Source organism: Bradyrhizobium canariense, from assembly GCF_019402665.1.
In the GTDB taxonomy this organism is placed as follows: domain Bacteria; phylum Pseudomonadota; class Alphaproteobacteria; order Rhizobiales; family Xanthobacteraceae; genus Bradyrhizobium; species Bradyrhizobium canariense.
Map to the genome: position 1 here is coordinate 61,638 of NZ_VSST01000049.1, position 26,815 is coordinate 88,452.

24 protein-coding genes are annotated in these 26,815 nt (G+C 64.7%); 19 read left to right on the forward strand and 5 right to left on the reverse strand.

All coding sequences use genetic code 11. The features are described 5' to 3' along the window. Positions 1 to 44: 44 nt before the first annotated feature. From FXB41_RS25655 to FXB41_RS25665, 3 genes are all read right to left on the reverse strand, one after another. Complete coding sequence (locus tag FXB41_RS25655) at positions 45 to 203, reverse strand: hypothetical protein (protein WP_007596748.1); 159 nt, start codon at positions 201 to 203, stop codon at positions 45 to 47. A gap of 73 nt (positions 204 to 276) precedes the next feature. Then, entirely contained in the window at positions 277 to 453 is a 177-nt protein-coding gene (locus FXB41_RS25660) for a hypothetical protein (RefSeq protein WP_007596747.1), read from the reverse strand. A 155-nt stretch (positions 454 to 608) separates the two neighbouring features. Further along, on the reverse strand, positions 609 to 1,259 hold the full coding sequence (locus FXB41_RS25665) for a glutathione S-transferase family protein (protein WP_219683670.1): 651 nt from the start codon (positions 1,257 to 1,259) through the stop codon (positions 609 to 611). 523 nt (positions 1,260 to 1,782) lie between these two features. Here FXB41_RS25665 and FXB41_RS25670 point away from each other — a divergent pair. From FXB41_RS25670 to FXB41_RS25705, 8 genes are all read left to right on the forward strand, one after another. Then, positions 1,783 to 2,985 carry a pyridoxal phosphate-dependent aminotransferase gene (locus tag FXB41_RS25670; RefSeq protein WP_007596745.1) on the forward strand — a complete coding sequence of 401 codons (1,203 nt, stop codon included), beginning with the start codon at positions 1,783 to 1,785 and terminating at the stop codon, positions 2,983 to 2,985. Positions 2,986 to 3,412: 427 nt separating this feature from the next. After that, positions 3,413 to 3,892: a DUF992 domain-containing protein gene (locus FXB41_RS25675; RefSeq protein WP_219683671.1), complete on the forward strand. Its 480-nt coding sequence runs from the start codon at positions 3,413 to 3,415 to the stop codon at positions 3,890 to 3,892. Between the two features lie 152 nt (positions 3,893 to 4,044). Beyond that, a complete protein-coding gene (locus FXB41_RS25680; RefSeq protein WP_219683672.1) occupies positions 4,045 to 6,093 on the forward strand; it encodes an elongation factor G in 2,049 nt (682 codons plus the stop codon). Positions 6,094 to 6,377: 284 nt separating this feature from the next. Then, positions 6,378 to 6,650 (forward strand): helix-turn-helix domain-containing protein, encoded by a 273-nt coding sequence (locus FXB41_RS25685; protein ID WP_007596742.1) that lies wholly within the window; start codon positions 6,378 to 6,380, stop codon positions 6,648 to 6,650. 109 nt (positions 6,651 to 6,759) lie between these two features. Further along, the gene (locus FXB41_RS25690) at positions 6,760 to 8,514 is read left to right on the forward strand and encodes a SulP family inorganic anion transporter (RefSeq protein ID WP_219683674.1); all 1,755 of its coding nucleotides are present in this window, start codon (positions 6,760 to 6,762) and stop codon (positions 8,512 to 8,514) included. A gap of 92 nt (positions 8,515 to 8,606) precedes the next feature. Next, a complete protein-coding gene (locus FXB41_RS25695) occupies positions 8,607 to 9,440 on the forward strand; it encodes a shikimate dehydrogenase (RefSeq protein ID WP_219683675.1) in 834 nt (277 codons plus the stop codon). Between the two features lie 67 nt (positions 9,441 to 9,507). Further along, on the forward strand, positions 9,508 to 10,134 hold the full coding sequence (locus FXB41_RS25700; protein WP_219683677.1) for a hypothetical protein: 627 nt from the start codon (positions 9,508 to 9,510) through the stop codon (positions 10,132 to 10,134). A gap of 15 nt (positions 10,135 to 10,149) precedes the next feature. Continuing rightward, a complete protein-coding gene (locus tag FXB41_RS25705) occupies positions 10,150 to 10,773 on the forward strand; it encodes a single stranded DNA-binding domain-containing protein (RefSeq protein WP_219683679.1) in 624 nt (207 codons plus the stop codon). A 154-nt stretch (positions 10,774 to 10,927) separates the two neighbouring features. On the opposite strand, the gene FXB41_RS25710 is transcribed toward FXB41_RS25705, so the two are convergent. Continuing rightward, positions 10,928 to 12,064 (reverse strand): alpha-hydroxy acid oxidase, encoded by a 1,137-nt coding sequence (locus FXB41_RS25710; RefSeq protein ID WP_219683681.1) that lies wholly within the window; start codon positions 12,062 to 12,064, stop codon positions 10,928 to 10,930. A gap of 131 nt (positions 12,065 to 12,195) precedes the next feature. Here FXB41_RS25710 and FXB41_RS25715 point away from each other — a divergent pair, with 131 nt between their 5' ends. From FXB41_RS25715 to FXB41_RS25765, 11 genes are all read left to right on the forward strand, one after another. Beyond that, positions 12,196 to 12,363: a hypothetical protein gene (locus tag FXB41_RS25715; RefSeq protein WP_007596725.1), complete on the forward strand. Its 168-nt coding sequence runs from the start codon at positions 12,196 to 12,198 to the stop codon at positions 12,361 to 12,363. 218 nt (positions 12,364 to 12,581) lie between these two features. Further along, positions 12,582 to 13,925: a phosphoglucosamine mutase gene (gene glmM / locus FXB41_RS25720; protein WP_007596723.1), complete on the forward strand. Its 1,344-nt coding sequence runs from the start codon at positions 12,582 to 12,584 to the stop codon at positions 13,923 to 13,925. A gap of 228 nt (positions 13,926 to 14,153) precedes the next feature. Further along, entirely contained in the window at positions 14,154 to 15,401 is a 1,248-nt protein-coding gene (locus FXB41_RS25725; protein ID WP_007596721.1) for an MFS transporter, read from the forward strand. A 235-nt stretch (positions 15,402 to 15,636) separates the two neighbouring features. Then, the gene (locus FXB41_RS25730) at positions 15,637 to 16,482 is read left to right on the forward strand and encodes an outer membrane protein (protein ID WP_007596720.1); all 846 of its coding nucleotides are present in this window, start codon (positions 15,637 to 15,639) and stop codon (positions 16,480 to 16,482) included. A gap of 167 nt (positions 16,483 to 16,649) precedes the next feature. Then, on the forward strand, positions 16,650 to 17,471 hold the full coding sequence (locus tag FXB41_RS25735; RefSeq protein ID WP_007596719.1) for an outer membrane protein: 822 nt from the start codon (positions 16,650 to 16,652) through the stop codon (positions 17,469 to 17,471). Between the two features lie 74 nt (positions 17,472 to 17,545). Beyond that, the gene (locus tag FXB41_RS25740) at positions 17,546 to 18,136 is read left to right on the forward strand and encodes a glutathione S-transferase family protein (RefSeq protein WP_219683683.1); all 591 of its coding nucleotides are present in this window, start codon (positions 17,546 to 17,548) and stop codon (positions 18,134 to 18,136) included. A gap of 24 nt (positions 18,137 to 18,160) precedes the next feature. Continuing rightward, a complete protein-coding gene (locus tag FXB41_RS25745) occupies positions 18,161 to 18,625 on the forward strand; it encodes a GNAT family N-acetyltransferase (RefSeq protein WP_219683684.1) in 465 nt (154 codons plus the stop codon). Between the two features lie 172 nt (positions 18,626 to 18,797). Next, complete coding sequence (locus FXB41_RS25750) at positions 18,798 to 18,989, forward strand: hypothetical protein (protein WP_246649176.1); 192 nt, start codon at positions 18,798 to 18,800, stop codon at positions 18,987 to 18,989. 79 nt (positions 18,990 to 19,068) lie between these two features. After that, a complete protein-coding gene (locus tag FXB41_RS25755) occupies positions 19,069 to 20,241 on the forward strand; it encodes a phosphoserine transaminase (protein ID WP_219683687.1) in 1,173 nt (390 codons plus the stop codon). A 112-nt stretch (positions 20,242 to 20,353) separates the two neighbouring features. Next, positions 20,354 to 21,943 carry a phosphoglycerate dehydrogenase gene (serA, locus tag FXB41_RS25760; protein ID WP_219683688.1) on the forward strand — a complete coding sequence of 530 codons (1,590 nt, stop codon included), beginning with the start codon at positions 20,354 to 20,356 and terminating at the stop codon, positions 21,941 to 21,943. 153 nt (positions 21,944 to 22,096) lie between these two features. Further along, on the forward strand, positions 22,097 to 23,269 hold the full coding sequence (locus tag FXB41_RS25765; protein WP_219683689.1) for a thiolase family protein: 1,173 nt from the start codon (positions 22,097 to 22,099) through the stop codon (positions 23,267 to 23,269). A 133-nt stretch (positions 23,270 to 23,402) separates the two neighbouring features. On the opposite strand, the gene FXB41_RS25770 is transcribed toward FXB41_RS25765, so the two are convergent. After that, on the reverse strand, positions 23,403 to 26,810 hold the full coding sequence (locus FXB41_RS25770) for a PAS domain-containing protein (RefSeq protein WP_219683690.1): 3,408 nt from the start codon (positions 26,808 to 26,810) through the stop codon (positions 23,403 to 23,405). Between the last annotated feature and the right edge of the window lie 5 nt (positions 26,811 to 26,815).

The window sequence follows — 26,815 nt, forward strand, 5'->3', positions numbered from 1 at the left end:
GCTTAAGGTGCGCTTTGATTCATGCGCAAAGCTTTCGGATGATTTTAGACCAAGTGCGCGTGCTTGAGACGTTGTTGCAGCGCGGGCGCATTCAGCGTCGACGTCCCCTGGCCCTTGCGCGTGCCGACGAAGATCAACAGCGACGCCGCGACCAGGATGGCCGCGGTCAGGGTGATTGCAACGATGACCACAGGTGATTTCATCGAAATCCTGTCGCGATGCCGGTCGGCGCGGGCGACGCTTCGCCTTGAAGGCGTGTCCAGGATGAAGCGGGAATCAGACCGGCAGGCCCATCGCCATGGTCGCCTTGGTCGACAGCACCGTCAGGGTGACGATCAGGCACAGCGAGAGCGCGGCGACGGCGAGCGAGGCCGCGACCGCGTTGGTCAGCCGGGAAGACGAAACGGTTGCGGGTTGGCCTTGAAAGCCCGCCGTGCCGGACGCCCGAATCATGGTCTAAATCCTTCAACGCGCGATCGAATCACCCGCGACATCGAACAATTTCACTGTTGCAATCGGCAATATTGCGGCGGCCAATCGGGTGAAAATGGCGAGATTGCGGCAATGGTGACCCTTATGCCCGCTATTCGCCAGAGCGCGATCGCCCCTCAGGCGCCGGCGGCGATGCTGGCGGGGTCCTCGATGTCGGCCGGCCGCCAGTCCATTGCGACGAAGCCGGGGGCCGCTTCCACGCGCTTCAGCCACTCCCGGATCGCCGGGAAGGTCGAGAGGTCGAAGTCGCAGCGGTCGGCGAGGTGGGTATAGCCGTACAGCGCGATGTCGGCGACCGTGAGCTGGCGGGCGGCGAAATAGGCGTTGGTCTTGAGGTGATTCTCCATCACCTGGAGCGCGCCATAGCCGCGCTCCATCCAGTCCTCCAGCGAATGAGTCTGGAGGTCGCGGCCGCCCCTCACCAGCGACAGCCAGAAATAGGCCGCGCCGATGTTCGGCTCCAGCGCGTGCTGCTCGAAGAACATCCATTGCAGCGCGTCGGCGCGATCGATGCGGTTCTCCGGCGCGAGCGGCGTGCCGACGGCGACATACCAGAGAATGGCGTTGGACTCGGCGAGATAGCGATCGTCGCCGACCTCGAGCAGCGGCACCTGACCGGATGGGTTCTTGGCCAGGAAGTCCGGGGTGCGGCTCTCGCCGCGCAGAATGTCCACCTCGACCGCTTCGTAAGGCAAGTTCAGCAGCGCCAGCGCAAGGCGGACCTTGTAGCTGTTGCCCGAGCGCTGCATCGAATAGAGCTTGTACATTCTAGGGATGATTCCGGAAGACGGGAGGGCGCGGCGCTTGTTGCCCCGCAACGCGGCTAAACAATGATGCCGATGCGAATCCGCCGCAAGACCCGGCCAATAGAAAAACTCGAAAACCCTACCGCATTGCAATGCGGCGGAAGATCATTTCCGTGCGACCATCCAACTCAGTTCACGCTTGCGTCAATGCGGCCGCATTGCTCGGCGCATTTGTGTGAGAGGGTTGAAGGTCGTGATCGCCTCGGCCGCTGGTCTCTCAAGCGCCGGACTGCCGTCAGCTTTATGGGCGTCTTGAAGCGCGCAAAATTGCTCCGAGGACACGCCTTGTCGGATATGTGGGATTTGCCCGGCAAAGTTGCGGAAAATTGCGGAAAGTCACGCCTTGATGCGCGCCAGACACGTAAACTTTTGCGGGATCGGACCGAAGTTTCTTGCGGCGCAACGGCACTCGTTTTAGGGTGGCTCATTCCCACAATCGGAGTCGTGAAGCCAAAGGGTTCACGACGCTTGTCAGGAGATGACGATGTCCTTCCTTGCCGCTGCGCTCGACCGTGTGAAGCCGTCCGCGACCATCGCGGTCACGGATAAAGCACGTGCGCTGAAAGCGGCGGGCCGCAACGTCATCGGCTTAGGTGCCGGCGAGCCCGACTTCGACACGCCCGCGAACATCAAGCTGGCCGCGATCCACGCCATCGAAGCCGGCAAGACCAAGTACACCGCGGTCGACGGCATTCCCGAGTTGAAGGAAGCCATCATCGCCAAGTTTCAGCGCGAGAACGGCGTCGTCTACAAGGCGAACCAGATCATCGTCGGCACCGGCGGCAAGCAGGTGCTCTACAACGCGCTGATGGCAACCATCAATCCGGGCGACGAGGTGATCATCCCCGCGCCGTACTGGGTCAGCTATCCCGAAATGGTGGCGCTCGCCGGCGGCGAGCCGGTGCCGGTGGTCTGCACCGCCGCGACCGGCTTCAAGCTCCAGGCCGAGGCGCTCGAGCGCGCGATCACGCCGAAGACCAAATGGGTGATCCTGTGCTCGCCGTCGAATCCGACGGGAGCTGCCTACACCAGGACCGAGCTGAAGGCGCTGACCGACGTGCTGGTGAAGCATCCTCACGTCTGGGTCATGACCGACGACATGTACGAGCATCTCGTCTATGACGATTTCCAGTTCACCACGGTCGCGCAGGTCGAGCCGAAACTCTACGACCGCACGCTCACCGTGAACGGCGTGTCGAAGGCCTATTGCATGACCGGCTGGCGCATCGGCTATGCCGGCGGTCCGGCGCAGCTGATCAAGGCGATGTCGACGATCCAGTCGCAGTCGACCTCGAACCCGTCGTCCATTGCGCAATGGGCCGCGGTCGAGGCGCTGAACGGTCCGCAGGACTTCATCCCCGCCAACAACAAGGTGTTCAAGGAGCGTCGCGACCTCGTCGTCTCCATGCTCAACCAGGCCAAGGGCATCGAATGCCCGCGGCCCGAGGGCGCCTTCTACGTCTATCCGTCCTGCGCCGGCACGATCGGCAAGACTGCGCCGTCCGGCAAGGTGATCGACAATGACGAGACGTTCGTCACCGAACTCTTGGAGACCGAAGGCGTCGCCGTGGTGCAGGGCTCGGCGTTCGGCCTCGGCCCGGCGTTCCGTATCTCCTACGCGACCAAGACCTCCGACCTCGAAGACGCCTGCAAGCGCATCCAGCGCTTCTGCGGCAATCTGCGGTAAGGCTGTCGCGACAGTGCAAATTGGAAAGGCCCGCTTCGCGCGGGCCTTTTTTATGCGTGCTTCGATGAGTGAAGTTGGATGGACTATTGCTTGGGCCGATGCTGTGCCCTGCCCCTCACCCGGATCGCTTTGGCGCGCACTTGCGCGCCAAAGCGATCCGACCTCCCCCCGCAAAGAGCGGGGAGAGGTTAAGGGCGCTCGCGGCGTCCCGTTGAAGTTCGATGGGCCCATGAAGTGAGGGACACACTGCTCGTGCACTCCCTCGCCCCGTTCTTACGGGGAGAGGGTGGGGTGAGGGGCTCTCTCCGCGAACTCGCTTTTAGACGCGTTCGATCTGGCACCGCCAAAACTATTGTGGCATAGACCATCGCGCATCACGGGTGGGGCGCTCTCTCTGCTCGCATCACATTCATCGCCGGAGATATTCATGCGCCGTTCACTCCTCCTCGCCGGGCTTGCCGTTGCGAGCTTCGTTGCCTCCTTTGCGGGTGCCAGCGCGCAGTCCCGGATGGTGCAGGTGGGCGTGCTCGAATGCCGCGGCGGCGCCAGCGTAGGCTTCATCGTGGGATCGGTAACCAATCTCGGCTGCGTGCTGCGCGTCGATGGTTTGCCGGACGACCGTTACGTCGCGACGATCCGCAAGGTGGGCCTCGACCTCGGCATCACCCAGGAAACGGCACTCGCCTGGGGCGTGTTCGCGCCGGTGAACCGGCTCGGCCCGGGCGACCTCGCCGGCACCTACGCCGGTGCGCAGGGCAGCGCATCGGTCGGCGTCGGCCTCGGCGGCAACGTGCTGGTCGGCGGCTCCAATAATTCGATCGCGCTCCAGCCACTCAGCGTGCAGGGCCAGGTCGGCCTCAACGTCGCCGCCGGCCTCGAGAGCCTGGAACTCCACCCGGGCCGTTGACAACTCCCGTGTGCGAATCGCGTCGCTCCGACGCGATTCCGGCAACGACGCACCGCAGCGACGTTTGATGCTTGCCAAATCTCGGGGACGGGCAGAGCATCGGCGTTTGCCGACCCAATCATGGGCCGAGCTCCACACCAAGGAGGCGGCGAATGGGACAAGACGTCAGAAGTCCCCGAGGTCCACGGTGCATCGCGCTGGTGGGCCCTTTCCAAAGCGGTAAAACCACACTTCTCGAAGCCATCCTGGCGCGAACCGGCGCAATCCCACGCGCCGGCAGCGTCGACGCCGGAACCTCCGTCGGCGACGCCGCGCCAGAGGCCCGTCATCACAAGATGACGGTCGGGCTGACTGCCGTCACCACGAGTTTCATGGGCGACAGCTACACCTTCCTCGATTGTCCCGGTTCCGTCGAATTTGCCCACGACATGCGCGCCGCGCTGCCCGCGGTTGATGCCGCAATCGTGGTCTGCGAAGCCGACGAGAAGAAGCTGCCGCAGCTTCAGATCATTCTGCGCGAGCTGGAAGAACTGAAGATCCCGCGTTTCCTGTTCCTCAACAAGATCGACCGCGCCAACAAGCGCATCCGCGAGACGCTCGAGATACTCCAGCCCGCCTCGCGCGTGCCGCTGGTGCTGCGCCAGATCCCGATCTGGAAGGACGATCTGATCGAGGGCTTCGTCGATCTCGCGCTGGAGCGTGCGTTCATTTACCGCGAGCACAAGGCCTCCGAAGTCGTCGCGCTCCAAGGCGGCGATCTCGATCGCGAGAAGGAGGCCCGCTTCTCGATGCTGGAGAAGCTCGCCGATCATGACGATGCGCTGATGGAGCAGCTGCTCGAGGACATCCAGCCGCCGCGCGACGCCGTGTTCGACGATCTCGCGCGCGAATTGCGCGACGGGCTGATCTGCCCCGTGCTGCTGGGCGCCGCCGCACGCGAAAACGGCGTGCTGCGTTTGATGAAAGCGCTGCGCCACGAGGCGCCCGGTATCGCGGAGACCGCAAAGCGTCTCGGCGTTCCCGAGACCAGAGACGTCCTCGGCTTCGTCTTCAAGACTCTGCATTCGCAGCACGGCGGCAAGCTCTCGCTGACGCGGATGCTCGCGGGCCATCTCGACGACGGTGCTACGCTGCAATCCTCCTCCGGCGGGGTCAGCCGCATCTCCGGCATCCTCGCCGTCACCGGGGCCTACGACACCAAGCGTGCCGCGGCGGAAGCCGGCGACACGGTGGCGCTCGCTAAGCTCGACCCGATCAAGACCGGCGACACGGTTTCGAACGGCAAGACCCCGCCGGCAGCGCTTGCCGCCAGCGAGCCCACTCCGCCGGTGCTCGCGATCTCGGTTGCGGCCACCGACCGCAAGGACGACGTCAAGCTCGGCCAGGCGCTGATGCGGCTGCACGAGGAGGATCCCTCGCTCGTCTTCGTGATGAACGCCCAGACCCACGACACCGTGCTGTGGGGTCAGGGCGAGATGCACTTGCGCGTCGCGAGCGAGCGGCTGCGCGATCGTTTCGGCGTCAAGGTCGCCTCGCATCCGCCTGCGATCGGCTATCAGGAAACCATCCGCAAGCCGATCGTCCAGCGCGGCCGCCACAAGAAACAGTCCGGCGGGCATGGCCAGTTCGGTGACGTCGTGCTCGACATCAGGCCGCTGCCGCGCGGCGAGGGCTTCAAGTTCGCCGAGAAGGTGGTCGGCGGCGCGGTGCCGCGCAACTACATCGGCGCGGTGGAAGAGGGCGTCGTCGACGGGCTCGCCCGCGGCCCGCTCGGTTTCCCGGTCACCGATTTGCAGGTGACGCTGACCGACGGCTCCTATCACAGCGTCGATTCCTCCGACCTCGCCTTCCGCACGGCGGCGCGGGTCGGGCTCACCGAGGGCCTGCCGCAATGCCAGTCGGTGCTGCTGGAGCCGATCCACGTGGTCGAGATCGTCTGCCCGACCGACGCCACCGCCAAGATCAACGCGATCCTGTCGGCACGGCGCGGCCAGATCCTCGGCTTCGACACCCGCGACGGCTGGAGCGGATGGGACTGCGTCCGCGCCATGATGCCGGAAGCCGAGATCGGCGAGTTGATCGTCGAACTGCGCTCGGCCACGGCAGGCGCCGGCAGCTTCACCCGCCAGTTCGACCACATGGCCGAAGTCACGGGGCGCGCCGCCGACCAGATCATCGCCGCGCATCAACACGCGGCGTGATCGGTCTGCCGAAGTAAGGGACGCATCACTCTCTCGCACCCTCTGCCCGTTCTTTACGGGGAGAGGGTGGGGTGAGGGGCTGCCTCGCCACCCCGTCATTGCGAGCGCAGCGAAGCAATCCAGAATCCCTCCGCGGGGACAGCCTGGATTGCTTCGCTGCGCTCGCAATGACGGTGGAGACAGACGGGAGCGATAAAGTGCTTGCGCACGGCCTTGAATGATGTATTTTACATCATTGTACATGCTTCAGATATCACTTATAAACGCTGACACGTGAGGCCGAGGTGATCACGTCGTTCCAGATGCGGGCAGCGCGCGCGCTGCTCGGCATTGACCAGAGGGCCTTGGCGGAGCTCGCAGGCGTTTCGCTGCCGACCATTCAGCGGATGGAGGCGAGCACCGGCAACGTCCGCGGCGTGGTCGAGACCTTGATGAAGGTGGTCGAAGCCTTTGATCGGGCCGGCGTCGAGCTGATCGGCGAACAGGTGCGCAGCGAAGGCGGCGGACGCGGCGTTCGGCTCAAGGAGCCGGGGCCGCCGCGTCGGGTGGGAGCATGATCCCGCAATGATCATGCTCGGAAGCAGTCTTGACTAACGCACCGTCGCGCCCCGATACGCGGCCGCACGATGCATCGGGGCGTTGTGGGCAGCGGAGCATTTTGCTGAAATGAGCATCACAGGCGAACACGCAGGCAAGCTGCACCAGCTTCGTCGGCCGACCTTTACCGAACTCTATCTGCCAAAGCTCGTCACCGTCTGGCGCGAGGGCTATGGCCTATCGGATTTCCGCGCCGATGTGTTCGCGGGCCTCACGGTCGCGATCGTCGCGTTGCCGCTGTCGATGGCCATCGCGATCGCCTCGGGCGTGACGCCGGACCGCGGACTCTACACCGCTGTCGTCGGCGGCTTCATTGCCTCACTGCTCGGCGGCAGCCGATTCCAGATCGGCGGTCCCGCCGGCGCCTTCATCGTGCTGGTTGCGGCGACCGCCGACCGTCACGGGGTTGATGGCGTGATCCTGGCCACGCTGATGGCGGGCCTGTTCCTGATCGCTGCGGGCTTCCTGCGGGTCGGCACTTATATCAAGTTCATTCCGTATCCTGTGACGGTCGGCTTCACGGCCGGCATCGCCGTCATCATCTTCGCCAGCCAGCTGCGCGATCTCGGCGGGATCACGCTCCTCGCGAAGGAGCCGAGCGAGTTCGTTCCGAAACTGGTCGCGCTCGCCGGGGGCCTGCACACCGTCAATCCGTCGGCCGTCGCGGTCGCGATCGTCAGCATTGCCATTATCGCGGGCCTGCGACGCTGGCTGCCGTCCTGGCCGGGTATCCTGATCGCGGTCGTGCTCGCGGCGCTCGCATGTGCCGTGCTGTCGCTGCCGGTCGAGACCGTCGGCTCGCGCTTCGGCGGCATTCCGCGCGAACTGCCCTCGCCGGCCTTGCCTGCGTTCTCGCTCGCGAAGGCGACCGCCGTGCTGCCGGATGCGATCTCCTTCGCGCTGCTCGCCGCCATCGAATCGCTGCTGTCGGCGGTGGTGGCCGACGGCATGACCGGGCGCCGTCACCGCTCCAATTGCGAGCTGGTGGCGCAAGGCGCCGCCAATGTCGGCGCGGCGCTGTTCGGCGGCATCTGCGTCACCGGGCTGATCGCGCGCACCGCGACCAACATCCGCGCCGGCGCGCGGGGGCCGCTGGCGGGCATGCTGCATTCGGTCTTCCTGCTGCTGTTCATGCTGATCGCAGCGCCGCTCGCGAGCTACATCCCGCTGGCCGCGCTCGCCGCCGTGCTCGTCGTGGTGGCCTGGACCATGGCAGAGAAGCACGAATTCGCGACGCTCCTGCGCTCGTCATGGGGCGATGCCGTCGTGCTGCTCGCAACCTTCCTGCTCACCATCTTCCGCGATCTGACCGAAGGCATTTTGGTCGGCTTCGCGCTTGGCGCGGTCCTGTTCATCCATCGCATGGCGGAAATGACCGGCATCGAGGAACGTTCGCCGCTGGTGGCCGCCGATCGTCCCGACGACGATAATGGCGGGCGCGTGCCCTACGACCCCGCCCTCGCGGTCGATCGCGACGTGCTGGTCTATCGCATCACCGGCGCATTCTTTTTCGGTGCAGCCTCGGCGATCGGCGGCGTGCTCGACGGCATCGCCGACAAGCGCAAGGGATTCGTGGTCGATTTCGCCGCGGTGCCGTTCCTGGATTCGACCGCGGCCAACGTGCTCGGCCGCGTCGCCGCCAAGGCCCACCGCCAGGGCATCCGGCTGTTCATCACGGGGGCATCGCCAACGGTTCGCCGCGCGCTGCTCACCCATGGCGTCACGCCGCCACGCGCCCGCTATCGCGAGACCATCGCGCGTGCGGTCGCCGACATCAAGGGCGGCGCGGCGCACCCCGCGGCCGGTGAGGCGGGCACGACCTGACGCCGAGCCTCTCCCGAGACGCCCGCGCGCTTGACAGGGCTTGCGGGACGCGAAATGGATCGCCTCCGAAACGAACCCAGGGGAGGACGACCGTGACCAAGGCTCCCGCAGCCTGTCTGATCGGATGGCCGGCTGCGCATTCGCGCTCGCCGCTGATCCATCGTTACTGGCTGCGCACGCTCGGGATCGAGGGCGGCTATGTCATCGAGGCGGTTCCACCCGATAATTTGCGCGACTTCGTGCTGCGGCTGTCGCTGCGCGGCTTCGTCGGCGCCAACGTCACCATCCCGCACAAAGAGGGCGTGCTTGAGCTCTCGACGCCCGATGCCCGCGCGCGGGCTGTCGGTGCGGCCAACACGCTGTGGTTTGCGGACGGCGAGCTGCGCTCGACCAACACCGACGTCGAGGGCTTTATCGGCAATCTCGATGCCAGCGCGCCCGGCTGGGACGCAGCCGAAGAGGCGCTGGTGCTCGGCGCCGGCGGCTCCTCGCGCGCCATCGTGTTCGGGTTGCTCGAACGCGGCATCAGCCGCGTGCATCTCGCCAACCGCACCATCGCCCGGGCCGAGATGATTGCACGCGAGTTCGGGCCGAAGGTGCATCCTGTTGCCTGGGACGGGATCGATGACATCCTGTCGCGTGCAAGACTTCTCGTGAACACGACCTCGCTCGGCATGCACGGTCAGCCTTCACTCGACCTTGACGTGGCGCGCCTGCCGGATGGCGCCGTGATCGCCGATCTCGTCTATGTCCCGCTGGCGACGCCGCTGCTCGCGGCCGCAAAGGCGCGCGGGCTGAAGACCGCCGACGGGCTCGGCATGCTGCTGCATCAGGCGGTCCGCGGCTTCGAGCTGTGGTTCGGCCAGCGGCCGCAGGTCACGGCCGAGCTGCGTGCGCTGGTCGAGGCCGATCTCACAAAGACTTGAGAGAATAGCGCGTAACCTCCGGAGTTCTATGTCCGTAAGGGGACAATAGGGACAATCGGAGACCGTCATGTCTGTTCAACGTGCAACTTTCACACGTCCGCTCATTGCCGTCGCGATGGTGGCCGTCTCGACCCTCTCGGCACTTGCGCAAAGGGCGCCGGTGCCGACGCGCATCCGCGGCACGATCGAAAGCGTCAATGGCGACACCATGCAGGTCAAGGCGCGCAGCGGCGAGGACGTCAAGCTGCACATCGCCTCCGACGTGAACGTGTCGGGCATTACCAAGATTTCACTTGCCGACATCAAGCCCGGCTCCTTCGTCGGCGCCACCACCGTGCCGGGACCGGACGGCGGCGCGAACGCGGTCGAGGTCCACGTGTTTCCTGAGAGCATGCGCGGCACCGGCGAGGGCTCGCGACCTTATGACCTCAAGCCCAACTCCAGCATGACCAATGCGACCGTGTCGGAGAGCGTGGTCGGCAACGACGGCCATACGCTGCTGGTCAAGTACAAGGACGGCGAGAAGAAGGTGTTCGTCGCCGACAATACGCCGGTGGTGACCTTCGTGCCCGGCGACAAATCCGATCTGAAGGCCGGCGCCAAGGTGATCGCCTTCATGAAGCAGCTGCCGGACGGCTCGTTCGAAACCAACCGCGTCAGCGTCGGCCGCGACGGCCTGACGCCGCCGATGTAAATGGAGACTAACAACATGTCGAAGAGAACCTGGATATCACGCATTGGCATGGCCGCATTCGCGGCCTGCATCGTCACGTCATCCGCCCTGGCGCAGCAGACGCCGACGGTGCGCATCCGCGGCACCATCGAGAGCGTCGACGGCAACACGCTCGGCATCAAGACCCGCGAAGGCAGCGACGTGAAGGTGCGCATGACCGACAACGTCGCCGTCTTCGCGGTGGTGAAGACGTCGTTGTCGGAGATCAAGGACGGCTCCTATATCGGCGTCACCGGCCTGCCGGAGCCCGACGGCACCCAGAAGGCGATCGCGGTGCACATCTTCCCCGAAAACCAGCGCGGCGCGGCCGAAGGCTTTCGTCCCTGGGACGCGCGCGCCAACTCGACCATGACCAACGCCACCGTGGCGCAGACGGTGAAGGGCACCGACGGCCAGAACATCACGGTCAAGTACAAGGACGGCGAGAAGAAAGTCGTGGTGCCTCCGGACACGCCGATCGTCACCTTCGTCGCCAGCGACAAATCCGAGCTCAAGCCCGGCGCCAAGCTGATCATTTTCGGCGCGGTGAAGAAGGACGATGGTTCGCTGGAAGCCAACCGCGTCAACGTCGGCCGCGATGGGGTGACGCCGCCGATGTGAGGAGCGCGCCAAGCGGAGATTTGTAGGGTGGGTTAGGCGAAGCCGTAACCCACCATGCTTCCGCAAATGCGGACCGAAGTTGGTGGGTTACGCTCAGCGACCGCGCTTCGCGCAGCCGCAGAGCTAACCCACCCTACAGCACTGCCGCTGCGGTTCACATCGCAATGATATGTTCGTCGATCTCGTCAATCCTGTTGACGCCGCACAGGCCCATGGTGGTGAGCAGCTCCTTCTGGATGATGTCGATCGCCTTGGCGACGCCGGCCTGGCCGCCGGCGCCCAGGCCATAGGCGTAAGCGCGGCCGATCATGCAGGACTTTGCGCCGAGCGCGAGCGCGCGCATCACGTCTTGACCGGAGCGGATGCCGCCGTCGAACATGATCTCCATCCTGTCACCGACCGCCTCGGCGATCTCGGGCAGCACCTCGATCGATGACGGCGCGCCGTCGAGCTGACGGCCGCCGTGGTTCGATACGACGAGAGCCTGCGCGCCGGTCTTGGCGGCTTCCTCCGCGTCCTCGACGTCCAGAATGCCCTTGATGATCAGCTTGCCCGGCCAGATGCTGCGGACCCACTCGACGTCCTTCCAGTTCAACGACGTGTCGAACTGCGACGCCGTCCACTCGGCGAGGCGATTGAGATCCCCGGTGTTCTTCACATGTCCGGCGATGTTACCGAAGGTGCGGCGCTTGCCCCGGAGCACGCCCGACACCCAGGTCGGCTTGGTGGCAAAGTCGATCAGCTTCGAGAGCGACCATTCCGGCGGAACCGTCATGCCGTTCTTGATGTCGGCGTGGCGCTGGCCGATGACCTGGAGATCGACTGTCAGCACCAGCGCGGAGCATTTCGCCGCGATCGCGCGCTGGATCAGTTCCTTGATGAAGCCGCGGTCCTTCATCACGTAGAGCTGGAACCAGAACGGCTTCTCGACACTGGCCGCGATGTCTTCGATCGAGCAGATCGACATCGTCGACTGCGTGAACGGGATACCGGCGGCTTGCGCGGCGCGGCAGGCATGGATCTCGCCATCGCCATGCTGCATGCCGAGCAGGCCTACCGGCGCCAGTATCAGCGGCATGGTCGAGGGCTCGCCGAGGATCGTGCTCGCGGTGTCGCGTTTGGAGACGTCGACCAGGATGCGCTGGCGGAACTTGATGGCCTGCATGTCATCGCGGTTGGCGCGCAGCGTTTCCTCGGCGTAGGAGCCGCGGTCGCAATAATCGAAAAACGCCTTCGGCACGCGGCGCTGATGCAGTGTGCGAAGATCGTCGATACAGGTGATGTGCTTCATGAACGTTTCCCCGGCCCGTCTTCTATCAAGAGTCTTGTACTGGAAGACTCTTGCATCGGAAGATCGAGGGGTCATCTAGCATGGTTGGATGCACAGCCAAATCGTTTGAAAATCTTTTGGAGGAGGGCGCCATGACCAGGCCGCACACCGGACCGACGCCGGAGGAGATCAAGGAGAAGCATGATCTCGAGGAGGCGCTGGAAGAAGGTCTGGAAGAGACCTTTCCGGGCTCCGATCCCGTCAATGTCACCCAGCCGGCGCCGAGCCGCGGGGACGGCCATGTGAAGCGCTCGGACTAGGCGCGGTTCCGCCCTGTTCCGGCGTCCTCACCGGAAATATAACGTTAACAAGGCGTTATCGGGGCCGGGGTACGTCCGGTTCCGTAATGATTCATCATATTTTTTGAAGCCAAGTTAGCCGCGATGGCTTTATAAGACCTCAGCAAATCAGGGATGCGGGTCCCGCCAGGGCACCCGCAGGTTGTCTTGGGATCCCTGGTTGTCGCGTGGGGGACGATATGAGCCGCAAATATTTCGGGACGGACGGGATCCGGGGCCGCGCCAACGGGCTGATCACGCCGGAGCTCGCGCTCAAGGTCGGCCAAGCCGCAGGCCTGGCGTTTCAGCGCGGTGACCACCGCCACAGGGTCGTGATCGGCAAGGACACCCGCTTGTCCGGCTACATGATCGAATACGCCATGGTTGCGGGCTTCACCTCGGTCGGCATGGATGTGCTGCTGGTCGGCCCGATGCCGACACCGGCGGTCGCGATGCTGACCAAGTCGATGCGCGCCGATCTCGGCGTGATGATCTCCGCGTCGCACAACCTGTTCGAGGACAACGGCATCAAGCTGTTCGGCCCGCAGGGCTTCAAGCTCTCCGACGACGTCGAGAAGCAGATCGAGCAGCTGCTCGACGAGCCCATCGACAAGCGTCTTGCCCAGAGCGCCAGCCTCGGCCGCGCCCGCCGCATCGATGGCGTGCATGATCGCTACATCGAATTCGCCAAGCGCACGCTGCCGCGCGATCTGTCGCTCGACGGCCTGCGCGTCGTGGTCGATTGCGCCAACGGCGCCGCCTACAAGGTGGTACCGGAAGCGCTGTGGGAGCTGGGCGCCGACGTGATTGCGATCGGAGTCGAGCCCGACGGCTTCAACATCAACAAGGAATGCGGCTCCACCTCGCCGGAAGCGCTGTCGAAGAAGGTGCGCGAGATGCGCGCCGACATCGGCATCGCGCTCGACGGTGACGCCGATCGCGTCATCCTGGTCGACGAGCGCGGCCACATCGTCGATGGCGACCAGCTGCTCGCGGTGATCGCGCAGAGCTGGAAGGAAGACGGCCGGCTGTCGCGATCGGGCATCGTCGCCACCGTGATGTCGAACCTCGGGCTCGAGCGCTTCCTCAATGCGCAGGGGCTCGATCTCGTGCGCACGCCGGTCGGCGATCGCTACGTGCTCGAGCAGATGCTGAACGGCGGCTACAATCTCGGGGGCGAGCAGTCCGGCCACATCATCCTGTCCGACTACGCCACCACCGGCGACGGCTTCGTGGCCGCATTGCAGGTGCTTGCCGTGGTGCAGAAGCTGCGCCGGCCGGTGTCGGAAGTCTGCCACCGCTTCGATCCGCTGCCGCAGATCCTGAAGAACGTCCGTCACAAGGGCGGCAAGCCGCTCGACAATTCCGACGTCAAATCGGCGATCTCCGACGGCGAGCAGCGGCTCAACGGCCACGGCCGCCTGCTGATCCGCTCCTCCGGCACCGAGCCGGTGATCCGCGTCATGGGCGAGGGTGAGGATCGCATCCTGGTCGAGGACGTCGTCGACACCATCGTTTCCGCACTCGGGCAGGCCGCGGCTTAAGGCGCATCGCGAAGCACGATCGTAGCCCGGATGGAGCGCAGCGAAATCCGGGAATCGTGCAACAGGCGAACGGCCCCGGATTGCGCTGCGCTCCATCCGGGCTACGAACTCCCTCAGGCGGGAAGAGCGAAGCGCATCCCAGCCATCGACGATTGGCGGTGGATCGCTCGCCGCGCGCAGCGTAACTAGCTTGTCGCGGCAATCTGCCGCGCCGGCCGGGATGCTCCATTGAACAAGCCAGTCGTCGTCTCAGAGGAAACGCTGACCGAGCCCGTCATCGTCAGCGACGTGGCATCCGCCGCCAAGGCCGCAGGGCCGGCCTATGTCGTGCTTGCCGGCATCAGCTTCTCGCACTTTCTCAACGACACCATGCAGTCGCTGATCGCTTCCGTGTATCCGATCCTGAAGGACACCTACGCACTCGACTTCGCGCAGATCGGCATGATCACGCTGGCCTTCCAGTTCACGGCCTCGCTGCTCCAGCCGGTGGTCGGCCACTACACCGACAAGAAGGCGCAGCCCTATTCGCTGTCGATCGGCATGGCCTCGACCTTCTTCGGTCTGTTGCTGCTCAGTGCCGCCCACCAATATCTCGTCATCCTCGTCGCCGCCGCGCTGGTCGGCCTCGGCTCGGCGGTGTTTCACCCGGAATCGGCACGCATCGCGCGGCTCGCCTCCGGCGGCCGCTACGGTTTTGCGCAATCGGTGTTCCAGCTCGGCGGCAGTTTTGGCACCTCGATGGGACCGGTGCTCGCCGCGCTCATCGTCGTGCCGTTCGGGCAGGGCAGCATCGCCTGGTTCTCCTCGATCGCCTTCCTCGCGATCCTCATCCTCTGGCGCATCGGCCGCTGGTACGAACCGCAGATCAAGGCGAAGAAGACCGCGGTCGCTCAAGCCCATCCCGACGCGCCGAGCTCGCGTCGCGTCGTCGTTGCGCTCCTCGTGCTGGTCGCGCTGCTGTTCTCGAAACAGCTCTACGTCTCGAGCCTGTCGAGCTACTACATCTTTTATCTGATCGACCGCTTCGGCGTGTCGACGCAAGCCGCGCAGATGTATCTCTTCATTTTTCTCGCCGCGAACGCGGTCGGCGCTTTTCTCGGTGGTCCCCTGGGCGATCGCTTCGGCCGCAAGATCGTGATCTGGATCTCGATCCTGGGGGCGCTGCCGTTCACGCTGGCGCTGCCCTATGCCGGGCTCTATGCGAGCGCGGTGCTATCAGTGATCATCGGCCTGATCATCTCCTCGACGACGTCATCGATCATCGTGTTCGCGCAGGAGCTGGTGCCGCATCGCTTCGGCATGATCTCCGGCGTGTTCTTCGGTGTCGCCTTCGGCATCGGCGGCTTGGGCGCCGCCGTGCTCGGCAAGCTCGCCGACCACACCTCGATCGCGTTCGTCTACCAGGTCTGCGCTTACCTCCCGGCGATCGGCCTGCTTGCGGTGTTCCTGCCCAAGCTGCCGCGGCACGCGCGTTAACATATCCTGTCTTGCTGCAACGCGGCTTCATACATCGTTAGGAAATGCGGCGACGGCGTCGTATTTGCGCTGCATTTTTGCAACGCTCGCGCCGCACGCGCGTGTGCAGTTAGAAAAAATCAACCTTAAAAATTAGGGTTAAGTGGCGCTTAAACATTTGCTGGCATCGTCCGGGCCGTGAGTTTCCAGAACGTGAGGCGCCGTATTTGCCTCACCGGCCAAAAGGACGAAGCCAATGCGTAGCGTTAAGTCTCTCCTTGCCGCGGGTGCGGCAACCCTGATCTCATCGATGGCGTTCGCCGCCGACATGCCGATCGCGGCGCCCCCTCCGATGTACGCGCCCCCGGCTCCGCCCGCCGATTTCGGTGGCTGGTATCTGCGCGGCGATGTCGGCTTCAGCAATCAGAAGACAAGCGATCTCCACTACGGTCGCGAGTCCGCCTATTCGCAGCTCACCTCGTTCAATCAGCAGGCGTCGTTCGACACGGCCGGCATCTTTGGGCTCGGCGCGGGTTACCGGTTCAACAATTGGTTCCGCGCGGACGTGACCGGGCAGTATCGCGGCAATTCGAATTTCAAGGGAACGGATCGTTTCACCGGAACCGCGGGCGGCGTGCCCTACAGCGGGATCGACAATTACAGTGCATCCAAGTCCGAATGGCTGGTGTTGGCGAACGCGTATGTCGACCTGGGCACCTGGTGGTGCATCACGCCGTTCATCGGCGCGGGCGTTGGCGGCGCACGCGTCTCCATCTCGAACTTCACCGACACCGGCATCAACGATCTTGCGTTCTCGACCGCGAGCTTCTCGAGCGCACCGACCGGTTCGAAGTGGAACTTGGCGTGGGCTGCCCACGCGGGTCTCGCATACAAGGTCAATCCCAACCTCGTCCTCGAACTTGCCTATAGCTATGTCGATATGGGTGAGGGGCAAACCGGTGTTTTGTCGACCTACACCGGGGGAACCACGGGCAACGTCTTCAAGTTCAAGGACATCACCTCGCACGACCTGAAGCTCGGCGTGCGCTGGAATCTCGACAGCCCGCCGGCCTACATGCCGCCGCTCGTCACCAAGGGCTGATCGTCAGCCTGATCGGTTAGGACTTCTTAACGGCGCGGGATCATCCCGCGCCGTTTTGCTTTGCGTATTTTTCATGGCGGGCGGCGACGAAAGGCTCCGACGCAACCATTGGTTAAGGTTAACGAGCCATGATCACGAGCGAAAGTTCGAGTTCGATGGAGCGTTCGATGCGTAGGCTTTTGTTGGCGGCGGCGATGTTGGGGACGATCTCTGCGGCGCACGCGGCTGATCTCTCTGACCTGCCGATCCTGCGCGGCGGCTTCACAGACGGCTTGAGCAACTCCAACGTCAACTGGCAAGGAAGCTATATCGGCGCCCAGGGAAGCTACGGGACATCCGATATGAATTTCACCGGTTCTACTAGAACTGTTGCGGCTGCCTTGCTTGCCAATACTTCGATTGAAGCCGGCGGACAGGTATCGAGCTGGCCAGTGGGCGGCGGCAAGGTGTCATCACATGGTCATGGCTATGGCGCCTTCGCCGGTTACAACGGGCAATGGGACGATGTCGTGCTCGGCGTCGAGGTCAATTACATACATGGCAAGTTCGGCGGCTCGGCGACCGGCACCATGGGGCGCTCCTTTGTCGATCCTCTGAGTTTTCTGGACGACATCACGTACAAAAGCACGAGCTCGATAGCGATCTCCGATATGGGAACGCTCCGCATTCGCGGCGGCTACGCCGTCGGCTCTTTCTTGCCTTATCTGTTCGGAGGCATTGCACTTGGGCAAGCCAACATCACCAAGACTGCCGAGATCACCGGGACTCAGTTCAACCAGTCGGCGCCCTTTCAAACAATCAATGTCAATCTGTCCGCCACAGATGGTCTCTATAGTCACCTGATCTATGGCTACTCCACCGGTATTGGTGTCGATGCGATGCTGTGTGCAGGCCTGTTTCTGCGGGCGGAGTGGGAATACGTTCGCTTCACGTCATCGGTTGACACCAGTATCAACACCGTTCGCGCCGGCCTCGGCTACAAGTTCTGAAGGCACTGCGGTGTCGTCGGTTGACAGGTTTGCCTCGTCCTGATGCTCTGTTGCCGGAAGACGGGGCAGTAGCGATGAAGATCTACGGCGATACCAATTCCGGCAATTGTCTGAAGGTGAAGTGGGTCTGCGATAAGCTCGCGCTGCCCTATCAGTGGATCGAGATCGACACTCGCAAGGGCGAAAGCCGCACGCCGCAATTCCTGAGGATGAACGGCGCCGGCCAGGTGCCGACGGTGGCCTTCGACGAAGGTGGCACGCTGGCGCAATCCAATGCCATCATCCGCTATCTCGCGCGCGACAGTGCGCTCATTCCGCGCGATGCCTTCACTGCCGCGAAGATGGACGAATGGCTGTTCTGGGAACAATACAGCCACGAGCCCTATATCGCGGTGTGCCGCTTCCAGCTCGTCTATCTCGGCAGGGACGCCTCCGAGCTCGATCCCGAAAAGGTCAAGCGCGGCTATGCGGCGCTCGACCGCATGGAGCAGCATCTGGCGGCAAGCCGCTTCTTCGCCGGTGATGACGTTTCGCTTGCCGACGTCTCGCTGCTTGCCTATACGCGCGTCGCGCATGAGGGCGGCTTCGATCTCGGTCGTTATGCCGCCATCCGCCGCTGGATCGGCGAAGCCGAGACCTTTCTCGGGCTTCCCAAGGTGCGTTAGGCGCGCTGAGGCAGGAGTAACTCAATGAACACCGAATCCGTTTCCATTCGTCCCGCGCGCCGTGAGGATGTTGCTGCGATCGTGGCGATGCTCGCCGACGATCATCTCGGGAGCGCACGCGAGCGCGTGGAAGATCCGTTGCCTGCATCCTATTACGAGGCATTCGCGCGGGTCGAGCGCGATCAAAATATCCAGCTCGTGGTCGCCGAGAGCGAGGGCAGGGTGGTCGGCTGCCTGCAGCTCGCGATCCTGCCGGGTCTCAGCTCGCAAGGCGGCTTGCGCGGTCTGCTCGAAGACGTCCGCGTCGCTTCCGATTGCCGTAGCCGCGGCATCGGCGAGCAATTGGTGCAATGGGCGGTGACGGAAGCGAAAGCGCGCGGTTGCAATCTGGTCGAGCTGCTGACGCATCAGACGCGAACAGATGCGCAGCGCTTCTACAAGCGGCTTGGGTTCACGGCGAGTCACGTCGGCATGACTGTCCGCTTTTGACGCAGTACGACAATGAGCGTTGCGCGATCAGCGAAATCGGATCGCGCATACGTTCATATTAAGAGCTGATAAACCACCGCTACGGCGTTCACGTTGGCTAGGGAACGAACGGTGCTACGGGACGTCGAAACCGGGCTCGATCGGTTCGGGGATTTCGATGACAAGCTATTCGATGATCAAGGTCGGCAACGACTACGTCGTGCAGGCCAACGACAAATGCATTTTGAAAGTCGGCAGCCGCCGCCGCGCCGCGCAATTGATCAACGATGCCACCGACTTGTTGAACGCGCTGGCCGTGGTCGAATCCCCTAAAATCGCACCGGAGGCGCCATCATTCGCGCGTGAGGTCCCGGAACTTCCTTGACTGGTCTTCCCGATTCCCGTATCAGCCGCGGCGGGACACCTCCCCCCAACGGGAGGCTTACTATCTGGAAGGGTAGACGATGACTGTAGCGAAGCCCGCTTCGCGGCCGAACGTGCCGCATTTTTCCTCCGGCCCCTGCGCCAAGCGCCCCGGATGGAATGCCCAAAACCTCAAGGACGCAGCGCTCGGCCGTTCGCATCGCGCGAAGGTCGGCAAGACCAAGCTCAAGCTCGCGATCGATTTGACGCGCGAGGTGCTCGAAGTGCCCGCCGATTATCGCATCGGCATCGTGCCGGCGTCCGATACCGGCGCGGTCGAGATGGCACTGTGGTCGATGCTGGGTGCGCGGCCCGTCACCACGCTCGCTTGGGAATCCTTCGGCGAGGGCTGGGTCAGCGACATCGTCAAGGAATTGAAGCTCAAGGACGTCACCAAGCTCAATGCGGCTTACGGTGAACTCCCGGATCTCTCCAAGGTCGATCCGAAGTCCGACGTCGTCTTCACCTGGAACGGCACCACCTCGGGCGTGCGCGTGCCGAACGCCGACTGGATCAGCGCGACCCGCGAAGGCCTGACCATTTGCGACGCCACCTCGGCCGCGTTCGCACAACCCCTCGACTGGGCCAAGCTCGACGTCGTCACCTTCTCCTGGCAGAAGGCGCTCGGCGGCGAAGCCGCGCACGGCATGCTGATCCTGTCGCCCCGCGCGGTGGAGCGGCTCGAAACCTACAAGCCGGCCTGGCCGCTTCCGAAGATTTTCCGCATGACCAAGGGCGGCAAGATCAACGAAGGCATTTTCGTCGGCGAGACCATCAACACGCCGTCGATGCTCTGCGTCGAGGATTATCTCGACGCGCTGAACTGGGCCAAGTCGATCGGCGGCCTGAAGGCGCTGATCGCGCGCGCCGACGCCAACACCAAGGTGCTCGCCGACTGGAAGGCGAAGACGCCCTGGATCGACTTCCTCGCCAAGGACGCCGCGATCCGCTCCAACACTTCGGTGTGCCTGAAGTTCACCGATCCCGCGATCACCTCGCTCTCCGAGGACGCGCAGGCCGACTTCTCCAAGAAGCTGGTGGCGCTGGTCGAGAAGGAAGGCGCGGGCTACGACTTCGCCTACTACCGCGATGCGCCCGCCGGCCTGCGGATCTGGTGCGGCGCCACCGTCGAGGCCAGCGATGTCGCGCTGCTGACCCAGTGGATCGACTGGGCTTTTGCCGAGACCAAGGCCGCGCTCGCCAAGGCGGCGTAGGTTTCTTTCTTCGCTTCTCCCCGTAAGAACGGGGGGAGGGAGAAGTGCTCCGAGACATTCATCCAATCCGGTCTAAGGCCCTTCCCTTGAGGAAGGCAGAGGACACATTCCCATGACCAAACCCAAAGTTCTCATTTCCGACGCGCTCTCTCCCGCCGCCGTACAGATCTTCAAAGACCGCGGTGTCGAGGTCGACTTCCAGCCCAACCTCGGCAAGGACAAGGACAAGCTCGCCGAGATCATCGGCAATTACGACGGCCTCGCGATCCGCTCGGCGACCAAGGCGACCGCGAAGATCCTCGAGAAGGCGAGCAACCTCAAGGTGATCGGCCGCGCCGGCATCGGCGTCGACAACGTCGAGATTCCCGCCGCCACGGCCAAGGGCATCATCGTGATGAACACGCCGTTCGGCAATTCGATCACGACCGCCGAGCACGCCATCACCCTGATGCTGGCGCTGGCGCGCGAGATTCCGCAGGCGGACGCTTCGACCCAGGCCGGCAAATGGGAGAAGAACCGCTTCATGGGCGTCGAGATCACCGGCAAGGTGCTCGGCGTCGTCGGCTGCGGCAACATCGGCTCGATCGTCGCCGACCGCGCGCTCGGCCTGCGCATGAAGGTGATCGCGTTCGATCCGTTCCTGTCGCCGGAACGCGCCAGGGACATCGGCGTTGAGAAGGTCGAGCTCGACGATCTCTTGAAGCGTGCCGACTTCATCACGCTGCACACCCCGCTGACCGAGAAGACCAAGAACATCATCGACGCATCCGCGATCGCCAAGATGAAGAAGGGCGTGCGCCTGATCAACTGCGCCCGCGGCGGCCTCGTCGACGAGCAGGCCGTGGTCGACGCTTTGAATTCCAAGCACATCGCAGGTGCCGCCTTCGACGTCTTCGTCGAGGAGCCCGCCACCGCGAACGTGCTGTTCGGTCATCCCAACGTGATCTGCACGCCGCATCTCGGCGCGTCCACCACCGAAGCGCAGGAGAACGTCGCGCTTCAGGTCGCCGAGCAGATGTCGGACTACCTGCTCACCGGCGCGATCTCGAATGCCGTCAACTTCCCCTCGATCACGGCGGAAGAGGCCCCGAAGCTGAAGCCTTTCATCGCGCTCGCCGAAAAGCTCGGCTCGTTCGCCGGCCAGTTGACCGAGAGCGGCATCCTCAAAGTCGAGATCACCTATGAGGGCCACGTCGCCGAGATGAAGATCAAGGCGATCACGTCCGCCGTGCTGTCCGGCCTGCTGCGGCCGATGCTGGGCGAGGTCAACGTCGTCTCCGCGCCCGTCGTCGCCAAGGAGCGCGGCATGGTGGTGGACGAGATCGTCCGCGCCGCCCAGAGCGACTATGAAAGCCTGATCACCGTCACGGTCACCACCGAGCGGCAGGAGCGGTCGGTTTCGGGCACCGTCTATGCCGACGGCAAGCCGCGCCTGGTCGACATCAAGGGCATCCGCGTCGACGCCGAATTTGGCAAGTCGATGATCTACGTGACCAACGAGGACAAGCCGGGCTTCATCGGCAAGTTCGCAAGCCTCTTGGGCGATGCCAAGATCAACATCGCGACCTTCCATCTCGGCCGCGTCGCGCCGGGCTCCGATGCCATCGCGCTGATCGAGGTCGACGGCGCGGTGCCGGCCGATCTGCTCGCCAAGGTGCAGGCGCTGCCGCAGGTCAAGCAGGTCAAGGCGCTGACGTTCTGATACGCCGACATATTCCGACCCGCGGAACAACGCCGCCCTCTCGCGAGGGCGGCGTTTTTATTTCTCCCGCGACCGCCGGACATTGTGTACCAATGGCGCCGAGAAGACGTCGACCGACGCTCCGTTCAAAATCGTTCGAAAAGGGAGAAAACAATGCGTGAAGCCGTCATCGTTTCCTATGCACGCACGGGCCTCGCGAAATCCGGCCGCGGCGGGTTCAACATCACCCCGCCGATGTCGCTCGCGGCCCACGCCATCCACCACGCGGTCGATCGCGCCGGCGTCGAGAAGGGCTATGTCGAGGATTGCTATCTCGGCAATTGCGCCCATGGCGCGCCGAACATCGGCCGCCAGGCCGCGCTGCTGGCAGGAATGCCGAAATCGACCGGGGGCGTCTCGGTGAACCGGTTCTGCTCGTCCGGTCTCCAGACCATTGCGATGGCCGCCAACTCGATCCGCTCGGACGGTTCCGACTGCATCGTCGCAGGCGGCGTCGAGAGCATCTCGATGCCGGGCGGCGGCACGCCGAAGGAATCGATCGATCCCGAGCTGCTCAAGACGGCGCCGGCGATCTTCATGGCGATGATCGACACCGCCGACATCGTCGCCGAGCGCTACAATCTCAGCCGTGAATATCAGGACGAGTATTCGCTGGAATCGCAGCGCCGCATGGCCGCCGCGCAGCAGGCGGGCAAGTTCAAGGACGAGATCGTTCCGATGAAGACCAAGATGAAAGTGGTCGACAAGGCGACCAAAGCGGAGTCGATCGTCGATTACGTCGTCGACCGCGACGAGTGCAACCGGCCCGAGACCACGCTGGAAGGTCTCGCCAAGCTCGAGCCCGTCAGGGGTCCCGGCAAGTTCGTCACGGCGGGCAACGCCAGCCAGCTGTCGGACGGCGCCGCGGCCGTGGTGCTGATGGAAGCCAAGGACGTGGAGAAGCGCGGCCTCAATCCCATGGGCCGCTTCGTCGCCTGGGCGGCGGCGGGTTGCGAGCCGGACGAGATGGGCATCGGCCCGATCTTTGCCGTGCCGAAGCTGTTGAAGCGTCATGGCCTGAAGATCGACGACATTGATCTGTGGGAGCTCAACGAAGCCTTCGCCAGCCAGTGTCTCTATTCGCGCGACAAGCTCGGCATCGATCCCGCCAAGTACAACGTCAACGGCGGCTCGATCGCGATCGGCCATCCCTTCGGCATGACCGGCGCACGTCTCACCGGCCACATCCTTCAGGAAGGCAAGCGCCGCAAGGCCAAATGGGGCGTCGTGACCATGTGCATCGGCGGCGGCCAGGGCGGCGCCGGACTGTTCGAAATCTACAGCTGAGGCGAAGACTCATTGAATGCGAAGGGCACGGCGCCGCAAGCGCCGTGCCCTTTTTGTTTGGGCGATTTGTGCTTGTGGGCTCTCTCAACGCGGGTCGTCCCGGGCCTTCGCCGGGACGACGATGTGGCGAAGGTTAAGCCTGCGCCAGCGCCGGTGCGAACACCACCTCGATCAGCGAGCCGGAGTTCGCCGCGCTCTTGATGTTGAACCGGGCGCGGTTGGCTTCGACCAGGGCCTTGGTCAGCGACAGGCTCAGCGCCGAATTGTCCTCGGCGTCGCCGGGCGGTGGCGTCCGGAACGGCTCCATCGCGGCGGCGACTTCGCGCTCGCTGAGGCCGTGGCCGGTGTCGCGGATCCGAAGTGCGACCTCGCCGCGGTCGGTGAGGGCGGTCGAGACGATGACCTGGCCGCCGGCGCTGGCGAGCCGGATCGAGTTGGAGATCAAGTTCATGGTGATCTGCCGCATCGCGCGCGCATCCGCGCTCACCTGCGGCAGCGCATGGCCGAGCGAGGTGCGGATGATGATGCGCTCGCGATTGGCCTGCGGCTGCATCACCACCACGCAGGCCTCGACCAGATCGTTGAGGTTGAGGTTGGCGAAGGTGAGGTCGAGCTTGCCGGTCTCGATCCGCGACAGCTCGAGCAGGTCGTCGATGATGGCGATCACGCGCTCCCCGGAGGCGCGGATGTCCTTCATGTACTCGCCGTAGCGCTCGTTGCCGAGCGTGCCGAAGCGCTCCGAGATCATCACCTCCGAGAAGCCGATGATGGCATTGAGCGGTGTGCGGATCTCGTGGCTGATCCGCGCCAGCATGTCGGCCTTGGCATTGGCCGCGCCGTCGACCAGGCGTCGCGCCTGCGTCAGCTCGCTCTCGCCCTGCTTGCTGTGCGAGAGGTCGCGGAACACGGCGAAGAAGTTCGGGCCGTCGGGCCGGGTGCGGCCCATGATCATGGCGAGCGGAATGACGCCGCCCTTCTTCTCGCGCCCCAGCACCTCGCGGCCGTGGTCGAGCAGGCTCGCGATGTCCTGGCTCTTGAGGTTTTCCAGATAGTCGATGACGACATGCTGGCTCTCCGGCGCGAACAGCGTCACCAGATTCTGCTGCATCAGCGTCTCGCCGTCATAGCCGAACAGCGCCTCGGCGCTGCGGTTGCAGGCGTGGATGTTGCCTTCGGCATCGAACATCACGATGCCCTCGGCCGTGGTGTCGAGGATCGCGGCGAGATCTTCCGCGTCCGCCTCGCCGACGTCGGGCTCGGGCGGGAAGGTCTCGGGGACAATGGTCTCTGCGATCACGGTCTCCGCAACGACGGGCGCAGCGGGTGCTGCTTGCGGCAGCGCGCAGATCAGCGCGTGCGCGCTCTCGCCGTCCCAGTCGATCGCGTGCAGATGCGCTTCGGTGGTCGGCAGCGGCGCTTCGCCATTGGCGAGCGTCGCGCTGATCGTGACAGGCGTGCCTGCTTGCGATGTGCTGCTGGCCGCCGACACGCCCGGCTCGACATAGAGCGCATCCAGCCCGCCGGCGTTCTCCAGGGCGCTCAGGCTGGCATAGCCCATGCGCGCGAGAAACGCGGGGTTGGCGTAGAGCAGGCGGTCGAGCCGGTAGATCAGGATGCCTGATGGCAGCAGGTCGAGCAGCGCGCGGTCGCGCGGGCTGTGGCCGTGCGCCGGCGGCGCGGGCGCGCTCAGCCATTCGGCTGGCGTGTGCGGCGTCTCAGACTTGGGCTCGGGCTCCGGCGTCGGCGCTTCGGGCGTGATCTCGGCATCCGGCGGTTCAGCCGATGCCGCGATGGTTTCCTTGTCGCGTTCGAGGCGCTCGGACAATTGCCGGGCAAGCTCGTTGAACGCACTGTTCTCGACCGGCGTCAGCGTCGGCGATCGCGTGTCGCCGGGCGCGCGGAACGGCAGGACATTGGGAGGCGTTTCCACTGGGGTTTCCGGATCGGTTGGATGTGAATTCGCGTCGGTTGCGGGTTCGGGCAGTTCAGCTTCAGGCTCAGGCTCAGGCTCAGGCTCAGGTGCGGGCGGCTCGATCGGCGGAGGCGGCGCCTCTGGCTCTCGCTCGGGCTCCGGCTCGACCATATCGGCGGACAGGCTTTGCGGCGCCGTCGGTTCGGCCAGCAGTTCAAAACGCCTGAGCGCATCGAGCCGGTTGAGGCCATCGAGATCGCGGCAGACGCCAAATCCCCTGAAGCCCGCGAAATTGCGGTCGCCGTCATAAACCGGAAGTCCGGCAAGCTCGACCGGCAGATGCTCGCCGCAATCGACCGGCCAGTTCACGGTGATCCCGGCCCAGGTGTCCTTGCTCGCAAGCGCCTGCGCCACGCGGCTTTCAGGGTCGAGCGCGAAGGCGTCGGCGATCTCGTGCCAGGGGCGGTTAAAGCCGGCGGCCGTGCGCGGACCGATCAGGTGGATGAACTCGTCGGACAAAAGCGCAAAGCGGCCCTCTGCATCCACCTTCCAGAGGAAGCGCAGCGGATGCTGACGCGGTGCGGGCGGCTCTTCGTGGCCCGACGGCGGCTCGACCATGCCTGTTACGGTCGGCGCGTCCTGCGGCGACACCATGGCTTCGGCCGAGTTTTCAACCGGAGTTTCTGGCGCGGCTTCCGCCGCGTCCTCGACGGCTTGCTGGATCGTCACGATCTCCGTCGCAGGCTCGCGCGCGGGCGGATCGTGCGCGATCGTTGCTTCCGGCGCGTCGACCGGCTCGGCAAAGGCGTCGAACAGCGCGATTTCGGATGGCGCCTCGTGCGACGGCGCTGCCTGCACATGCTCCGGCACGGGGGCGGGAGCAGGGGGCGGCGCGGACTCAGGCTGAACGATGTCTTCGCGCGCGACCTCTTCAGCGGTCTCGGCTTTAACGTCATCAGTCGCCGCCGCGGCCTGCTGCACGGCAGGCTCGATCAGCGCGACCAGCCCGACATCGGCCCCGCTGCCGACCCGCTGCAGCACCATCTGGCCGATGCCGATCGGCGTCTCGGCGCGGCCCTGGCGAAGCGCATCGCTGCGCGCCTGTTCGAGGCCGGCTTCGCCGAGATCGCGGAAGCCGAGCAGGGTGCGGGCGGTTTCGCTGGCGCCGACGAACAGGCCGTCGGGCGCGAATGCCGCCATCGGCGTCTTGGCGCCGTCGACGAGACGAAGCAGCCGTTCGACCAGGGGCATCGAGCGCAGCATCGGATCCATCGCGGTAACGAGCACAGCGCGGCCGCCATCGGCGAAGTCCAGCCGGGCACAGGCGCAGGTCATCAGCGTGCCGAGCCGCGCGCCGAAGCCGCGCAGCCGTTCGAGCCGGATCGCCCCGCTCGGAGGCAGCCGGCCGGCCAGCCGGACGATCTGGCGGCGGTGGCTGTCGGCGGGGCCGAAAATCTTCTCCGCCAGCGCCGTGGCATTGGCCGCGCCGAACAGTCTTGCCCCGACCGGATTGGCCCAGAGCACGCGCGTGCCGTCGATCGACCAGAGCCAGGCGGGCAGCGGCGAGGTCGCGTGCACGGCCAGCCGGGGATCGCCCACGCCTCGCAACTGGAAATCCGAACTCGTCATCCGAC

Bases quoted from the DNA above. Each gene is read 5' to 3' on its own strand.
- FXB41_RS25655 (WP_007596748.1), bottom strand. From the start codon at position 203: ATGAAATCACCTGTGGTCATCGTTGCAATCACCCTGACCGCGGCCATC.
- FXB41_RS25660 (WP_007596747.1), bottom strand. From the start codon at position 453: ATGATTCGGGCGTCCGGCACGGCGGGCTTTCAAGGCCAACCCGCAACC.
- FXB41_RS25665 (WP_219683670.1), bottom strand. From the start codon at position 1,259: ATGTACAAGCTCTATTCGATGCAGCGCTCGGGCAACAGCTACAAGGTC.
- FXB41_RS25670 (WP_007596745.1), top strand. From the start codon at position 1,783: ATGTCCTTCCTTGCCGCTGCGCTCGACCGTGTGAAGCCGTCCGCGACC.
- FXB41_RS25675 (WP_219683671.1), top strand. From the start codon at position 3,413: ATGCGCCGTTCACTCCTCCTCGCCGGGCTTGCCGTTGCGAGCTTCGTT.
- FXB41_RS25680 (WP_219683672.1), top strand. From the start codon at position 4,045: ATGGGACAAGACGTCAGAAGTCCCCGAGGTCCACGGTGCATCGCGCTG.
- FXB41_RS25690 (WP_219683674.1), top strand. From the start codon at position 6,760: ATGAGCATCACAGGCGAACACGCAGGCAAGCTGCACCAGCTTCGTCGG.
- FXB41_RS25700 (WP_219683677.1), top strand. From the start codon at position 9,508: ATGTCTGTTCAACGTGCAACTTTCACACGTCCGCTCATTGCCGTCGCG.
- FXB41_RS25705 (WP_219683679.1), top strand. From the start codon at position 10,150: ATGTCGAAGAGAACCTGGATATCACGCATTGGCATGGCCGCATTCGCG.
- FXB41_RS25710 (WP_219683681.1), bottom strand. From the start codon at position 12,064: ATGAAGCACATCACCTGTATCGACGATCTTCGCACACTGCATCAGCGC.
- FXB41_RS25715 (WP_007596725.1), top strand. From the start codon at position 12,196: ATGACCAGGCCGCACACCGGACCGACGCCGGAGGAGATCAAGGAGAAG.
- glmM (WP_007596723.1), top strand. From the start codon at position 12,582: ATGAGCCGCAAATATTTCGGGACGGACGGGATCCGGGGCCGCGCCAAC.
- FXB41_RS25730 (WP_007596720.1), top strand. From the start codon at position 15,637: ATGCGTAGCGTTAAGTCTCTCCTTGCCGCGGGTGCGGCAACCCTGATC.
- FXB41_RS25735 (WP_007596719.1), top strand. From the start codon at position 16,650: ATGCGTAGGCTTTTGTTGGCGGCGGCGATGTTGGGGACGATCTCTGCG.
- FXB41_RS25740 (WP_219683683.1), top strand. From the start codon at position 17,546: ATGAAGATCTACGGCGATACCAATTCCGGCAATTGTCTGAAGGTGAAG.
- FXB41_RS25745 (WP_219683684.1), top strand. From the start codon at position 18,161: ATGAACACCGAATCCGTTTCCATTCGTCCCGCGCGCCGTGAGGATGTT.
- FXB41_RS25750 (WP_246649176.1), top strand. From the start codon at position 18,798: ATGATCAAGGTCGGCAACGACTACGTCGTGCAGGCCAACGACAAATGC.
- FXB41_RS25755 (WP_219683687.1), top strand. From the start codon at position 19,069: ATGACTGTAGCGAAGCCCGCTTCGCGGCCGAACGTGCCGCATTTTTCC.
- serA (WP_219683688.1), top strand. From the start codon at position 20,354: ATGACCAAACCCAAAGTTCTCATTTCCGACGCGCTCTCTCCCGCCGCC.
- FXB41_RS25765 (WP_219683689.1), top strand. From the start codon at position 22,097: ATGCGTGAAGCCGTCATCGTTTCCTATGCACGCACGGGCCTCGCGAAA.
- FXB41_RS25770 (WP_219683690.1), bottom strand. From the start codon at position 26,810: ATGACGAGTTCGGATTTCCAGTTGCGAGGCGTGGGCGATCCCCGGCTG.